Source organism: Mycoplana azooxidifex (genome assembly GCF_014196765.1).
GTDB lineage: Bacteria > Pseudomonadota > Alphaproteobacteria > Rhizobiales > Rhizobiaceae > Mycoplana > Mycoplana azooxidifex.
In genome coordinates this window covers 488,348-501,592 of sequence record NZ_JACIEE010000002.1, presented here as the reverse complement: position 1 = coordinate 501,592, position 13,245 = coordinate 488,348, and the positions used below count along the sequence as shown (strand labels likewise).

Here is a 13,245-nt window from a genome sequence, read left to right as displayed (position 1 = left end):
TCCGCGTCGTCGCAACACCCGCAACCCGGCGCCTACGGCCCACCGAGACATCGGCGGGCCGACGAGGACCATCGGCGACAGCCCCATCATGCCCTGCCCCCGCTTGCGGAGATTGCGGCGGGCGTGAAAATGTGGTCCGGTGCAACCCCGCCCCGACACACCGGCTCCCGTCAGACACCCCATGGCAGAAATGACCCCGCAAGCAGACACGGCGCGCCTTTCGGCGCTCTTTCGCCCCGAGAACCTGCTGGCGACGATGATGCTGGGCGGCGGCATCGCGCTGCATGCGGTCGAGACCTACATCACCGCCACCCTGATGCCCTCGATCGTGCGCGACATCGGCGGGCTTGCGCTCTTTGCCTGGGCGACGACGATCTACGTGATCGCCTCGGTGGTCGGCTCGATCTATGTCGCCGTGCGTCCGGCCGGCGTGACGCTGAACCGCTGCTATGTCTGGGGTGCAGCACTCTTCGGCGCCGGCAGCCTGATCTGCGCGCTCGCACCCGTCATGGAGATCGTGCTCGCCGGCCGCGCCGTGCAGGGGCTGGGCGCCGGCCTGCTGGTGACGCTCGGCTATGCCTTCATCCGCTTCGTCTATCCCGAGGCGCTCTGGAGCAGGGCCTCGACGCTCTATGCCGCGGTCTGGGGGATCGCCACCTTCGTCGGCCCCAGCATCGGCGGCATCTTCGCCAGCGGCAGCGCCTGGCGCGAGGCGTTCCTCATTCTCGTGCCGATCGCGCTTGTCATGGCCTGGCTCGCGCCGCGCAGGCTGCCGTCCGGCGAGGACCGCCAAGCGGCCACGCCCGCCCCGTTCGTCCAGATCGCGCTGCTGCTCGCCTCGGCCATGCTCGTCTCCTTCGCAGGCTCGGTGACCGCGGTATGGCTGCGGGGAACGCTTGCGGCGGCCGCGGTGGCAGCGGTGACGGCCATGGTGCTGGCCGAACGGCGGGCGAGCGCCCGGCTGCTGCCGGCCGGCGCCGTCAATCTTTCATCCGCGCTCGCCCGGATCTACCTGATCATGCTGCTGATGCTGGTGGCGCTCGCCTCGGACATCTACATCCCCTATTTCCTGCAGGAACTGCACGGGGTGGCGCCGCTCGCATCGGGCTATCTGGTGGCGCTGCTGGCGCTCGGCTGGACGGCCGCGGCCTTCCTGACGGCCGGCCTGACGGGACGGCGCGCCATCGCCTCGATCGCCGCCGGCACGCTGCTCGAGGCGGTTTCCACCGGGCTCCTGGTCTTCCTGCTGGCGCGCCACAATCCGCAAGGCGACATCGTCGTGCTGGCGGCGGCGACGGTTGCGATCTTCGGCATGGGCTTCGGCGTCGGCATGGGCTGGGCGCACCTCGTCACCCTGGTGCTCAGGCTCGCCCCCGACGACGAGAAGGACAAGGCTTCCGCGGCGATCGTGACGATGCAGGCGCTCGGCACCGCATTCGGGGCGGCACTCGCCGGCGTGGTCGCCAACAGCACCGGCCTTCTCGACCCCGGCGGCATTGCCGGCAACGTCTCGGCGGCCGGCTGGCTCTATGGATTGTTCGCGCTTCCCGGTCTTGCCGCCTTCAGCCTCGCGATCTCCCTGCTTCGGCAGCGCAACTGACGACTGATCAGTCGAAGGTGATCACCACCTTGCCGACATGGTCGCCATGCTCCAGCATGCGGTGGGCGTTGACGACCTCGGTGAACGGCAGCACGGCCTGGATCACCGGCGCCAGCCGCCCCGCGTCGAGAAGCGGCCACACCTTTTCCAAAAGGTCGTCGCGGATCGCCTGCTTCTCCGCAGCCGTCCGCGGGCGCATGGCCGATCCCATGATCCGCAGCCGCCTCAGCAGGATCGGGCCGAGATTGACCTTCTCGGCGAAGGTGCCGCCGAGGAAGGCGATGATCGACAGCCGGCCGTCCAGCCCGAGCGACTTGAGGTTGCGGTCGAAATAGGTGGCGCCCACCATGTCGAGAATGACATCGACGCCGCGCCTGTCGGTCTCCTCGGCGATGACGGCCGCGAAGTCCTCGGTGCGGTAGTTGATCGCCCGGTGCGCACCGAGGCCGACGCAGGCCTCGCATTTCTCCGCCGTTCCCGCGGTCGCATAGACCTTTGCGCCGAAGGCCCGGGCAAGCTGGATCGCCGTGGTGCCGATGCCGCTCGTGCCGCCGTGGACGAGCACGGTCTCGCCGGCCTTCAGATCCGCCATCATGAAGAGATTGGCCCAGACGGTGAAGAAGGTTTCCGGAAGGGCCGCCGCCCTTGCGGGCTCGTAGCCCTTGGGAAACCGCAGCGCCTGGGATGCCGGGACAGTGCAATACTGCGCATAGCCGCCTCCGTTTGCGAGCGCGCAGACCTTGTCGCCGACCGTGAACGCCGTCACGTCGGGCCCGAGCGCAACCACTTCGCCGGCAATCTCGAGGCCGAGGATCGGGCTTGCGCCGGGCGGCGGGGGATAGTCGCCCTTGCGTTGCATGAGGTCGGGGCGATTGATGCCGGCGGCTGCGACCCGCACCAGGATCTCGCCCGTGCGAAGCAGCGGAAGGGGTCCCTGCGCGATGACGAGATGCTCGGGGCCGCCGGGCTCCCGGACTTCGACATAGGACATGGCTTCGGGCAACGACATAAGGCTTTCCTCCGGCTGCGGTGCAGCAATGCAATTCCTGCGCGACGTGTTCCGACCATAGCCGAAAGCGAGCGACCAAGACATGGTTGCTCCCCCGCAACATTAAATTTCGGTCATGTCAAACGCCGCCACAATTTGCCACAAACCATTGAAATATCGACATTTCATGGGCTTGACGGATTAACTATCTTTAATTTGAAGTGCCCTTCCCGGCGGCCTAACGTGCTGCTCGAAGCCGGGAAGCGCCGGCGGTTTTCACCGCGACGCGACGCCTTCCGGACGGCTTCAACCAATGCCCTCTCCCAAGGGCAGATTACCCAAGGACAAGTCTCATGCGTGTTCTTCTTTCCAACCTCGCAATCGTGACCGTTCTCACCGCTCCGGCCGTTGCACTGGCAGCGCAGACGACGACCGGAACGGTCAAGGCTTTCAGCCCGGCGGCGCAGACGCTGACGCTGTCGGACGGCTCGAGCTACATGTTGCCGAAGGGGTTCAAGGACCCCGGCATCAAGGCCGGCGAGAAGGTTACAATCGCCTACGACATGGTCGGGAAAAAGCATGAAGCCAAGACTGTGAAGCTCCTGCAGTGACTTTTGCAGGAAAGGTCCTGCAGTGATTTCGCAGGAATGATCCTGCAGTGACTTCCGCAGGCTTGAGCGGTCTGCCCCGACCCTACATGGACCGCTCAGGATAGGCCGTACCAGCGCTGTGTGTGTACCGCTGGGCGGCCGAAAGAGGGCGGGTTCGTGGCCGGACCCGCCCTTCCTTCTTTCCAGCTCATCCGGCAACGTGCGGATCGGCGCCGAAGAAGACGATGCCGTCCTTGCTCGTCTTCGCCTGTCCCTTGAGCGTGGCGATGCGGGCGCTGATCTGCTGCGGATCGGCGACCAGTTCCTCCTCGGGAACGATCAGCACTACCGCAGAGCAGCGCATCAGCGGAAAATTGCGCTCGTTTCCGTCGCGGTCGTGGCCGCGGATCACCCCGGCAAGCAGGTCCGCCGGCGCATAGAGCTGCCGTGCCTCGTGGGCGAAATCGCCGAGCAGGCGCTCGATCAGCGCCCGCACCGCCGATACCGTCCGCCCCGAGACGCCGGCAAAGAAATCGTCGCCGCCGAGATGGCCGATGAAGACGTCCTCGCCGATGAAGTGACGACGCAGCAGCGAGGCGAACTGCAGGATGGCGCGGTCGCCCATCTGGAAGCCGTAGTGGTCGTTGAACGGCTTGAAGTTGTCGAAGTCGAAATAGCAGAAGCAGCGCAACTGGTCGCCGTCGAGCGTCCGGTCCTGCAGGTAGTCGTGGATCGAGCGATTGCCGGGCAGGCTCGTCAGCGGGTTCTGGTCCTCGGCATTCTTCAATTGCTTCTCGCTGATGATCTTCAGGAGCGAGGAGGCGCTGAGGATGCCGGCGTAACGCATGTTCTCGGTCAGGATCACGCATTCGCTGCCGCCCATGTCGGCGAAGATGGAGAGCAGCTGCTCGGCCGGCGTCTCCAGATCGGCGACCGGGGCCATGGTGGAGAAGTTCGACAGGCTCTTCTGGTAGATCCTGTTCTTCAGGAGATCGCGGCCGAAGGGATGGTAGCTGACTTCGCGGACATGGTATTCGTGCAGGATGCCGCGCGGCTCGTCATTGGCGTTGAGCACCGGGAAGAAGGTGCGCCGCGGGTCCCGGCGGAAGAGCTCGAAGACGGACTCCAGGCTGTCGCTCTCGTGGACGGCCGGCAGGTGCTCGATCTGGCGGCGGATGAGGATGCTGTCGAGCGAGGCCGAGTTGCGCCGGCCGGTCGCCGCACGCGCCACCGGCGCATAGACCGCCTGCAGGGCGGACATGTCGGTCTGCGGGCGGGCGATGTACCAGCCCTGCACGAGATCGCAGCCGCAATCGCGGCAGGCGACGAACTCCGCTTCCGTCTCCACGCCCTCGGCGATCACCCGGATGCCCAGCACATGGGCGAGGTTGACCGTGCTCTTGACCAGGTGGCGCTTGCGGGCATCCGCATCGAGGCCGGACATGAAGTGCCGGTCGATCTTGAGATAGTCGAACGGATGGTCGCACAGCGCCTTCATGCCGCTGTGGCCGGCACCGAAATCGTCGATGGCGAGCTTGAAGCCCTCCTGACGCAGGCGCGCGATCAGGGTGCCGAACTCGGGCATGCTGCCGTTGTCGAAGCGCTCGGAGATTTCGAAGCAGATGGAAGAGGCCGGGATGCCGGCCCGCTTCAGATGACCGGACAGGCGGTCGACGACGTCGGCGGCCTCGGTGACCAGCCGGGAATCGAGGTTGATGAACAGGGTGCGGCTGGCAAAGTCCGGCAGGGCGGCAAAGGCTGCGAGCGCGCGGCTGTTGACCATGTGCTCCAGCGCCAGCAACTGCCCGGCCTCGTGGGCCCGGTCGAGAAGATCGAGCGGGGAGCGAAAGCCGAGCCGGTCGTGACCGCGCATGAGGGATTCATAGCCGAACACCGCGCCCGAGGCCGTCTCCACGATCGGCTGGAACGCCGTCTCGACCACGAGCTTGGCAAGCGTGACAATCTGATCGTCGCCGAAGCGGCGCAGTGAGATCATTTCGGCGGCGGACATCGAGCGGAAACTCCGGGTCAGGACATTGCGACCCGACTCTTCTGTACCGAATCTGAACAATCCCTTTAAGCAACATGACAGTTTGATGAAACTTCAATGACTGCAAAGGGTTAAATCAAATTTCCTTCAAATGCGGATCGTCAGCATGATGGCACCTGCAGCGATCATGCAAACCGCCAGCCAGTGCACCGGCGAGAGGCGCTCGCCGAGGAAGATCGCCGCGAACGCCGCCACCAGCACCACGCTCAGCTTGTCGACGGGAGCGACCTGGGAGGCGTTGCCGAGCTTGAGCGCCCGGAAATAGCAGAGCCACGACGCTCCGGTCGCAAGGCCGGACAGGACGAGGAACAGCCAGCTTCTGGGCGATACGGTCGAGGGCGCCTGCCAACCACCCGTCACCTGCAGGACGAAGGCGATGGAGACGAGGATGACGATCGTGCGGATGAAGGTGGCGAAGTCGGATCCGACGCCCTCGATGCCGACCTTGGCGAAGATCGCCGTCAGCGCCGCAAAGACCGCCGAGCCTATGGCCCAGAATTGCCAGGAAAGCAGAAGCGACCTCACGCGAGCGCCACCGGAAAGAGGCGCGCCAGGAAGAGGCCGGCAGCAACCGCGGCCAGCGACAGGACGACACTCGAAAACACGTAGACGAAGGCTGCGGCAAGGTTGCCGCGCTCCCAAAGCAGCGCCGTGTCGAGGGCGAAGGCGGAAAACGTGGTGAAACCACCGAGCACGCCGGTCGTCAGAAACAGCCGGGCTTCCTGCGGCAGGTGGCCGCGAAAGGCGAAGTAGCCGGCGAGCAGGCCCATCGCCAGGCAGCCGAGGATGTTGACGGCGAGCGTTCCCAGCGGAAAGCCGTTGCCGAACAGACGAGCGGCAAGGACATTGACGCCATGGCGGCCGGCACCGCCGACCCCTGCCCCGAGAAACACGATGAGATAGTTCATGTCGTCACCTCTCCACGATGTGGCGGCAACGGAAACCACCCAAGAGCGGCTGCTGGTCGCATGCCTGCACCGGGCGACCTTCCGGTCCGCCTCTGGCAGGAGCTATCAGCCGTCATGGCGGTTGTCGGGGAGCTCCATCCCCATCACACGGAAAATTCCTATCGCGGATCCGGCGGCGCTGTCAAACCGCAGCGCCGCCGGAATTCCTATGCCTTGCGCAGCGCCAGGCCGAAGCCGATCAGCGCCCAGCCCTGCATGGCGAGGTCGAAGGCGAGGAACAGGCCGAGCAGCCACAGGCTGTTCACCGGCCAGCCGATCAGGAAGACGATGCCGGCAAGCGCGGTCACGATGCCGCCTGCCAGCAGCCAGCCCCAGCCGCCCTCCTCGCGGGCGCGCATCGCCACCCAGATGCGGAACAGGCCGGAGACCAGCAGCGCGCAGGCCATGAACAGCGTCAGCACCTTGGAGGTGAGGATGGGGTTGACGAAGGCGAGCACGCCGGCGGCCAGATAGAGCAGCGCGCTCAACACCCAGTAGATCGTGTCCTTCCACGCCTTCACCTGGAAGGCATGGGCGAGATAGACGGCGCCGCCGACGATCATCAGCATGCCGACATAGTAGACGGTGACGACGGTGGCCCAGAGAAGGTTGCCCGCGGCGATGAAGCCGAAGACGAGGAGCGCGAAGCCGAGGGCGACGAACCAGCCCCATTTTCCGCGCACGTCCGAAAGACGCGGTATTGACGAGTGCACAGCCATGACGATCCCCCGATTGCCGAAACAAAACAAACCGATAGTAACACGAAATCGGCAGTTGTCATCGCCTGCGGGATACGCGCCGGTGACGCGCAGATTTTTATTGATTGGCCAGTCAATTAAAAATAACATCCCGACAAAAGGAGACAGGTCTTGCCGAAAGTCGGAATGGAGCCGGTGCGCCGCAGGGCGCTGATGGACGCGACGCTGAAGGCGGTCGGCGACCACGGCTCGCTGGCCGTCACCATGTCGGAGATCGCGCGCCATGCCGGCGTCTCGCCGGCGCTGGCGCACCACTATTTCGGCTCCAAGGAGCAGCTGCTGCTCGCCACAATCAGGAGTCTTCTCCAGCAGTTACGCGACGATGCGGTGAAAGCCGTTCAAGCCGTTCACACGCCGCGCGAGAAGCTGTCGGCGATCATCCGCGTCAGCTTCCACGCCGACCAGTTCGCGCCGGAGACGATCGCCGCCTGGCTCGCCTTCTATGCCGAGGCGCAGCGATCGGAGGAGACGCGGCGCCTGCTCGTGCTCTATGCCCGGCGGCTGCGCTCGAACCTCGTTGCCCGGCTTGCCACGCTCTGCCCGCGCGAGGACGCCGTCCGCATCGCCGAGGGGGCTGCCGCCATGATCGACGGGCTCTACATCCGCCAGGGCCTGCGCGCCGCCCCGATCAGCGCTGCGGCGTCGATCGCGCTGACGGAGGATTACCTGGAGGCGCAGTTGCGGGTTGTCGGGGGTACGGCCTCCGGTGTTGCCCCTCATCCGCCTGCCGGCACCTTCTCCCCGCAAGCGGGGAGAAGGACGGATACGGCGCCCTCGCCTTCTGCAGTCCCCTCTCCCCGCTTGCGGGGAGAGGGTTAGGGTGAGGGGCAATCTCTCGTCCGCCACGATCTCCCTCGCCTCAAGGAACCGCATCCCGTGACCGCCAGAAAGCCCAATATCCTGATCATCATGGTCGACCAGCTGAACGGAAAGCTGTTTCCCGACGGGCCGGCGGAGTGGCTGCATGCGCCGCACATGAAGGCGCTGGCGAAGCGCTCGGCACGGTTTGCCAACAACTACACCTCCTCGCCGCTCTGTGCGCCGGCGCGTGCCTCGTTCATGGCCGGGCAATTGCCGAGCCGGACGCGGGTCTACGACAACGCCGCCGAATACGTTTCCTCGATCCCGACCTTTGCCCACCACCTGCGCCGCGCCGGCTATTACACGGCGCTGTCGGGCAAGATGCACTTCGTCGGGCCTGACCAGTTGCACGGCTTCGAGGAGCGGCTGACGACGGACATCTACCCGGCCGATTTCGGCTGGACGCCGGACTATCGCAAGCCCGGCGAACGGATCGACTGGTGGTACCACAACATGGGCTCGGTGACGGGCGCGGGCGTGGCCGAGATCACCAACCAGATGGAATATGACGACGAGGTCGCCTTCCTCGCCAGCCAGAAGATCTACCATCTCGCCCGCGAGAACGACGACGAGGCCCGCCGCCCCTGGTGCCTCACCGTCTCCTTCACCCACCCGCACGACCCTTACGTGGCGCGGAAGAAATACTGGGATCTCTACGAGGACTGCGAACACCTGACACCCGAGATCGGCATGCTGGAGACACAGGACCCGCACTCGCAGCGCATCCTGCATTCCTGCGACTATGCCGGCATGTCGATCACCGAGGAGGACGTGCGCCGTTCACGCCGGGCTTATTTCGCCAACATCTCCTATCTCGACGACAAGGTGGGCGAACTGGTCGACACGCTAGAGCGGACCCGGATGCTGGACGACACGCTGATCCTGTTCTGCTCCGACCACGGCGACATGCTGGGCGAGCGCGGGCTATGGTTCAAGATGAATTTCTTCGAGGGCTCGGCGCGGGTGCCGCTGATGATCGCCGGCCCCGGCGTCGCCCCCGGCCTGCACGCAAGTCCCGTCTCTAACCTGGACGTCACGCCGACGCTCTGCGATCTCGCCGGCATCTCGATGGAAGAGGTAATGCCGTGGACGGACGGCGAGAGCCTTGTGCCGGTCATCAACGGAGCGGAGCGGACCACGCCGGTGCTGATGGAATATGCGGCGGAGGCTTCCTATGCGCCGATCGTCGGCATCCGCGAGGGCAAGTGGAAATATATCTACTGCGCGCTCGACCCCGAACAGCTCTACGATCTCGGCGCCGACCCGCTGGAGCTGAACAACCTGGCTGTCTCCGACAATCCCGTCATCAGGGCGACACTGGAGGCGTTCAGGCAGATGCGCGAGGCGCGCTGGGACATGGAGGCCTTCGATTCCGCCGTGCGCGAGAGCCAGGCGCGGCGCTGGGTGGTCTACGAGGCGCTGCGCAACGGCGCCTACTATCCCTGGGACCACCAGCCGCTGCAAAAAGCCTCCGAACGCTACATGCGCAACCACATGAACCTCGACAACCTCGAGGAATCCAAACGCTACCCGCGGGGAGAATGAGATGAGAGCCCAGCCGAAAGCCAGCCACTTCATCGACGGCGAACATGTCGAGGACACCGCGGGCACGCCGTTCGAAAGCCTCTACCCCGCCACCGGCGAGGTGATCGCGAAACTGCATGCGGCAACGCCCGCGATCGTCGAGAAGGCGATCGCGGCGGCGAAGCGCGCGCAACCGGAGTGGGCTGCCATGAGCCCAACGGCGCGCGGACGCATCCTCAAGCGCGCAGCCGATATCATGCGCGAGCGCAACCGCGCGCTTTCGGAACTGGAGACGCTGGACACCGGCAAGCCGATACAGGAGACGATCGTCGCCGACCCGACCTCGGGCGCCGACAGCTTCGAGTTCTTCGGCGGCATCGCCGCCGCCGGGCTGAACGGCGACTATATCCCGCTCGGGGCAGATTTCGCCTTCACCAAGCGCGTGCCGCTCGGCGTCTGCGTCGGCATCGGCGCCTGGAACTATCCCCAGCAGATCGCCTGCTGGAAGGCGGCACCTGCGCTCGTCTGCGGCAATGCCATGGTGTTCAAGCCTTCGGAGAATACGCCGCTCGGCGCCTTGAAGATCGCCGAGATCCTGATCGAGGCAGGCCTGCCCAAGGGGCTCTTCAACGTCATCCAGGGGGACCGGAGCACCGGGCCGCTGCTGGTCAACCATCCTGATGTCGCCAAGGTGTCGCTGACCGGCTCGGTGCCGACCGGCAAGAAGGTGGCCGGCGCTGCGGCTTCCGAGCTCAAGCACGTGACGATGGAACTCGGCGGCAAGTCGCCGCTGATCGTCTTCGACGATGCCGATCTCGAAAGCGCTGTCGGCGGGGCGATGCTCGGCAATTTCTATTCCACCGGACAGGTCTGCTCCAACGGCACCCGCGTGTTCGTGCATAAGGCCATCAAGGAGAAATTCCTGTCGCGGCTGAAGGAGCGGACGGAGAAGATCGTCATCGGCGAGCCGATGGACGAGGCGACGCAGTTGGGGCCGATGGTTTCCAAGGCGCAGCGCGACAAGGTGCTGGACTATATCGGCAAGGGCAAGGCGGAAGGTGCGACGCTCCTCACCGGCGGCGGCATCCCGAACCATGTCCCCGGCGAGGGTTACTACATCCAGCCGACCGTGTTCGCCGACGTCACCGATAACATGACGATCGCGCGAGAAGAAATCTTCGGGCCGGTGATGTGCGTGCTCGATTTCGAGCATGAGGACGAGGTGATAGCCCGCGGCAACGCCACCGAGTTCGGCCTCTCCGCCGGCGTCTTCACCGCCGACGTCACCCGCGCCCACCGCGTCGTCGACAAGCTGGAGGCGGGCACGCTGTGGATCAACACCTACAACCTCTGCCCCGTCGAGATCCCCTTCGGCGGATCGAAGCAATCCGGATTCGGCCGCGAGAATTCGCTGGCGGCGCTGCAGCACTACTCGGAGCTGAAGACGGTGTATGTGGCGATGGGGCCGGTCGAGGCGCCGTATTGAGTTAGAAGTTATCCCCCTCATCCGCCCTTTCGGGCACCTTCTCCCCGAGGGGAGAAGGGGGAAGGAGACGGCGCAACATACCCTTCTCCCCCACGGGGAGAAGGTGGCGGCAGCCGGATGAGGGGGCTTGCCGACGGCAAGAATTAAAGGGGCAGCACAATGCAGCAGGCAGACTACATCATCATCGGCTCCGGCTCGGCCGGCTCGGCGCTGGCCTATCGCCTCTCCGAGGATGGCAAGAACACGGTCATGGTGCTGGAGTACGGCGGGTCGGACTTCGGGCCGTTCATCCAGATGCCGGCGGCCCTTGCCTGGCCGATGAGCATGAAGCGCTACAACTGGGGGTATCTCTCGGAGCCGGAGCCGAACCTGAACAACCGGCGGATCACGGCCCCCAGAGGCAAAGTGATCGGCGGGTCGTCCTCCATCAACGGGCTCGTCTACGTGCGCGGCCATGCGGAGGACTTCAACCGCTGGGAGGCGCTCGGGGCGCGCGGCTGGGCCTATGCGGACGTGCTGCCCTATTACAAGCGCATGGAACACAGCCACGGCGGCGAGGAGGGCTGGCGCGGCACCGACGGGCCGCTGCACGTCCGGCGCGGGCCGGTGAAGAACCCGCTGTTCCGTGCCTTCATCGAGGCGGGCAAGGAGGCGGGCTTCGAACTCACCGACGACTACAACGGCTCCAAGCAGGAAGGCTTCGGGCTGATGGAGCAAACCGTCCACAACGGCCGGCGCTGGTCGGCGGCCAACGCCTATCTCAAGCCGGCGCTGAAACGACCGAATGTCGAACTCGTGCGCTGCTTCGCCCGCAGGATCGTGATCGAGAACGGCCGCGCCATAGGCGTGGAGATCGAGCGCAAGGGCAAGATCGAGGTGGTCCGCGCCAATCGCGAGGTGATCGTCTCGGCCTCCTCGTTCAATTCGCCGAAGCTCCTGATGCTGTCGGGTATCGGTCCGGCGCAGCACCTGAAGGATATGGGCATCGCGGTGAAGGTGGACCGGCCGGGCGTCGGCGCCAACCTGCAGGACCACATGGAGTTCTATTTCCAGCAGGTCTCGACCAAGCCGGTATCGCTCTATTCCTGGCTGCCATGGTTCTGGCAGGGGGTGGCGGGCGCGCAATGGCTTGTGTCCAATGGCGGGCTCGGCGCCTCCAACCAGTTCGAGGCCTGCGCCTTCCTGCGCTCCGCCCCCGGCGTCAAGCAGCCGGATATCCAGTATCACTTCCTGCCCGTGGCGATCTCCTATGACGGCAAGGCGGCGGCGAAGAGCCACGGCTTCCAAGTGCATGTCGGCTACAACCTGTCGAAGTCGCGCGGCAATGTTACGCTCAAGTCGGCCGATCCGATGGCCGACCCGGTGATCCGCTTCAACTACATGCGCCATCCGGAGGACTGGGAGAAATTCCGCCACTGCGTGCGGCTGACGCGCGAGATCTTCGGCCAGAAGGCCTTCGACCACTATCGCGGTCCCGAGATCCAGCCGGGCGAAGGCGTCCAGACCGACGAGCAGATCGATGCTTTCCTGCGCGAGCACCTCGAAAGCGCCTATCACCCCAGCGGCACCTGCCGGATGGGCGACCGGAACGATCCGATGGCTGTGGTCGATCCGGAAACGAAAGTCATCGGCGTCGACGGCCTTCGCGTCGCCGACTCGTCGATCTTCCCGCACGTCACCTACGGCAACCTCAACGGCCCATCGATCATGACCGGCGAAAAGGCCGCCGACCATATCCTCGGGCGCCAGCCCCTGCCCCGCTCCAACCAGGAACCGTGGATCAACCCGCGCTGGGAGACGAGCGACAGGTGAACGGGCGCGCAGCGGTGATCAGTGGTAGTCGTCTTCGCGCTGGTGGCGGACGGCGAGTATGGTGACAATCTCACCCTCCTCCACTTCATAGAGGACGACATAGCCAGAGTCGCCAAAGGGGATCAGCATCTCCCGAAGGAAGGCCTGCTCGGGGGAGGTCTTTCTGTAGCTGAACGGGAACTCTCCAATAGAGGCGATGCCCTTCTCAAGCGTGGAAAACGCCCGCCTTGCGGCATGCTTGTCCCTGAGAAGAAGATATCGATACAGCCGCTGGATGTTTTCCCGGGCCCTGCGCGTCAAGCGGACCGTGTATGCCATCAGGTTTCGTCTTTGGCCATGGCTTCGTCCAGCATTTCCTTCAGCTCGGCCAGGACGAATTCCGCGCTGTAGTATTCACCGGTCCTCTTGGCCTCTTCCCTGGATGCCAGCCCCCGCGCAATGAACTCGGCTTGCGTCCGGCGGTAATCGATCTGTCGGCGGAGCGAGTTTTCGACGAAGGCCGACAGCGTTTCGCCCTCCTCCAGCACGCTTTCGGCGGCTGCGCGCAGTTCCGGGTCGACGCGGAGCGACGGGATGGTGGCGGTCTTCATGGCGGCACCTCGTGCGTTGCAATTGCGATGCAATTTACC

Annotated in this window: 13 protein-coding genes and 1 riboswitch; of the genes, 6 read left to right on the top strand and 7 right to left on the bottom strand. The window is 65.2% G+C overall.

Annotated features, from left to right (window positions below):
- The first annotated feature begins 181 nt into the window (after positions 1-181).
- Complete coding sequence (locus GGQ64_RS05800) at positions 182-1,600, top strand: MFS transporter (RefSeq protein WP_183800422.1); 1,419 nt, start codon at positions 182-184, stop codon at positions 1,598-1,600.
- Positions 1,601-1,607: 7 nt separating this feature from the next.
- Here GGQ64_RS05800 and GGQ64_RS05795 read toward each other — a convergent pair whose 3' ends face one another.
- A complete protein-coding gene (locus GGQ64_RS05795) occupies positions 1,608-2,609 on the bottom strand; it encodes an NAD(P)H-quinone oxidoreductase (RefSeq protein ID WP_183800419.1) in 1,002 nt (333 codons plus the stop codon).
- Positions 2,610-2,941: 332 nt separating this feature from the next.
- Between GGQ64_RS05795 and GGQ64_RS05790 the strand changes: the two genes are divergently transcribed.
- On the top strand, positions 2,942-3,199 hold the full coding sequence (locus tag GGQ64_RS05790; RefSeq protein ID WP_183800416.1) for a DUF1344 domain-containing protein: 258 nt from the start codon (positions 2,942-2,944) through the stop codon (positions 3,197-3,199).
- 187 nt (positions 3,200-3,386) lie between these two features.
- On the opposite strand, the gene GGQ64_RS05785 is transcribed toward GGQ64_RS05790, so the two are convergent.
- The 4 genes from GGQ64_RS05785 to GGQ64_RS05770 form a co-directional block, all read right to left on the bottom strand.
- The gene (locus tag GGQ64_RS05785) at positions 3,387-5,189 is read right to left on the bottom strand and encodes a bifunctional diguanylate cyclase/phosphodiesterase (RefSeq protein ID WP_183800413.1); all 1,803 of its coding nucleotides are present in this window, start codon (positions 5,187-5,189) and stop codon (positions 3,387-3,389) included.
- 126 nt (positions 5,190-5,315) lie between these two features.
- On the bottom strand, positions 5,316-5,753 hold the full coding sequence (locus GGQ64_RS05780) for an EamA family transporter (RefSeq protein WP_183800410.1): 438 nt from the start codon (positions 5,751-5,753) through the stop codon (positions 5,316-5,318).
- Positions 5,750-6,136, bottom strand: a complete 387-nt coding sequence (gene crcB, locus GGQ64_RS05775; protein ID WP_183800407.1) for a fluoride efflux transporter CrcB — start codon at positions 6,134-6,136, stop codon at positions 5,750-5,752. Before crcB ends, GGQ64_RS05780 begins: the two co-directional genes overlap by 4 nt.
- A gap of 89 nt (positions 6,137-6,225) precedes the next feature.
- Positions 6,226-6,287: riboswitch (Fluoride riboswitch) on the bottom strand.
- Between the two features lie 55 nt (positions 6,288-6,342).
- Positions 6,343-6,894 carry an HdeD family acid-resistance protein gene (locus GGQ64_RS05770; RefSeq protein ID WP_183800404.1) on the bottom strand — a complete coding sequence of 184 codons (552 nt, stop codon included), beginning with the start codon at positions 6,892-6,894 and terminating at the stop codon, positions 6,343-6,345.
- 150 nt (positions 6,895-7,044) lie between these two features.
- Here GGQ64_RS05770 and betI point away from each other — a divergent pair, with 150 nt between their 5' ends.
- The 4 genes from betI (at position 7,045) to betA (ending at position 12,616) form a co-directional block, all read left to right on the top strand.
- Positions 7,045-7,752, top strand: coding sequence for a transcriptional regulator BetI (betI, locus tag GGQ64_RS05765; protein WP_183800401.1), 708 nt, complete (start codon positions 7,045-7,047; stop codon positions 7,750-7,752).
- A 57-nt stretch (positions 7,753-7,809) separates the two neighbouring features.
- Entirely contained in the window at positions 7,810-9,339 is a 1,530-nt protein-coding gene (betC, locus tag GGQ64_RS05760) for a choline-sulfatase (protein ID WP_183800398.1), read from the top strand.
- 1 nt (position 9,340) lies between these two features.
- Complete coding sequence (betB, locus tag GGQ64_RS05755; protein ID WP_183800395.1) at positions 9,341-10,804, top strand: betaine-aldehyde dehydrogenase; 1,464 nt, start codon at positions 9,341-9,343, stop codon at positions 10,802-10,804.
- A 159-nt stretch (positions 10,805-10,963) separates the two neighbouring features.
- Positions 10,964-12,616 carry a choline dehydrogenase gene (gene betA / locus GGQ64_RS05750; RefSeq protein ID WP_183800392.1) on the top strand — a complete coding sequence of 551 codons (1,653 nt, stop codon included), beginning with the start codon at positions 10,964-10,966 and terminating at the stop codon, positions 12,614-12,616.
- Between the two features lie 18 nt (positions 12,617-12,634).
- Here betA and GGQ64_RS05745 read toward each other — a convergent pair whose 3' ends face one another.
- Together GGQ64_RS05745 and GGQ64_RS05740 are read right to left on the bottom strand one after the other, a co-directional pair.
- Positions 12,635-12,934, bottom strand: a complete 300-nt coding sequence (locus GGQ64_RS05745) for a type II toxin-antitoxin system RelE/ParE family toxin (RefSeq protein ID WP_183800389.1) — start codon at positions 12,932-12,934, stop codon at positions 12,635-12,637.
- Positions 12,934-13,206 carry a YlcI/YnfO family protein gene (locus tag GGQ64_RS05740; protein ID WP_183800386.1) on the bottom strand — a complete coding sequence of 91 codons (273 nt, stop codon included), beginning with the start codon at positions 13,204-13,206 and terminating at the stop codon, positions 12,934-12,936. Before GGQ64_RS05740 ends, GGQ64_RS05745 begins: the two co-directional genes overlap by 1 nt.
- Between the last annotated feature and the right edge of the window lie 39 nt (positions 13,207-13,245).

Bases quoted from the DNA above. Each gene is read 5' to 3' on its own strand.
- GGQ64_RS05785 (WP_183800413.1), bottom strand. From the start codon at position 5,189: ATGTCCGCCGCCGAAATGATCTCACTGCGCCGCTTCGGCGACGATCAG.
- betA (WP_183800392.1), top strand. From the start codon at position 10,964: ATGCAGCAGGCAGACTACATCATCATCGGCTCCGGCTCGGCCGGCTCG.
- GGQ64_RS05770 (WP_183800404.1), bottom strand. From the start codon at position 6,894: ATGGCTGTGCACTCGTCAATACCGCGTCTTTCGGACGTGCGCGGAAAA.
- GGQ64_RS05745 (WP_183800389.1), bottom strand. From the start codon at position 12,934: ATGGCATACACGGTCCGCTTGACGCGCAGGGCCCGGGAAAACATCCAG.
- crcB (WP_183800407.1), bottom strand. From the start codon at position 6,136: ATGAACTATCTCATCGTGTTTCTCGGGGCAGGGGTCGGCGGTGCCGGC.
- betB (WP_183800395.1), top strand. From the start codon at position 9,341: ATGAGAGCCCAGCCGAAAGCCAGCCACTTCATCGACGGCGAACATGTC.
- GGQ64_RS05800 (WP_183800422.1), top strand. From the start codon at position 182: ATGGCAGAAATGACCCCGCAAGCAGACACGGCGCGCCTTTCGGCGCTC.
- GGQ64_RS05790 (WP_183800416.1), top strand. From the start codon at position 2,942: ATGCGTGTTCTTCTTTCCAACCTCGCAATCGTGACCGTTCTCACCGCT.
- GGQ64_RS05740 (WP_183800386.1), bottom strand. From the start codon at position 13,206: ATGAAGACCGCCACCATCCCGTCGCTCCGCGTCGACCCGGAACTGCGC.
- GGQ64_RS05795 (WP_183800419.1), bottom strand. From the start codon at position 2,609: ATGTCGTTGCCCGAAGCCATGTCCTATGTCGAAGTCCGGGAGCCCGGC.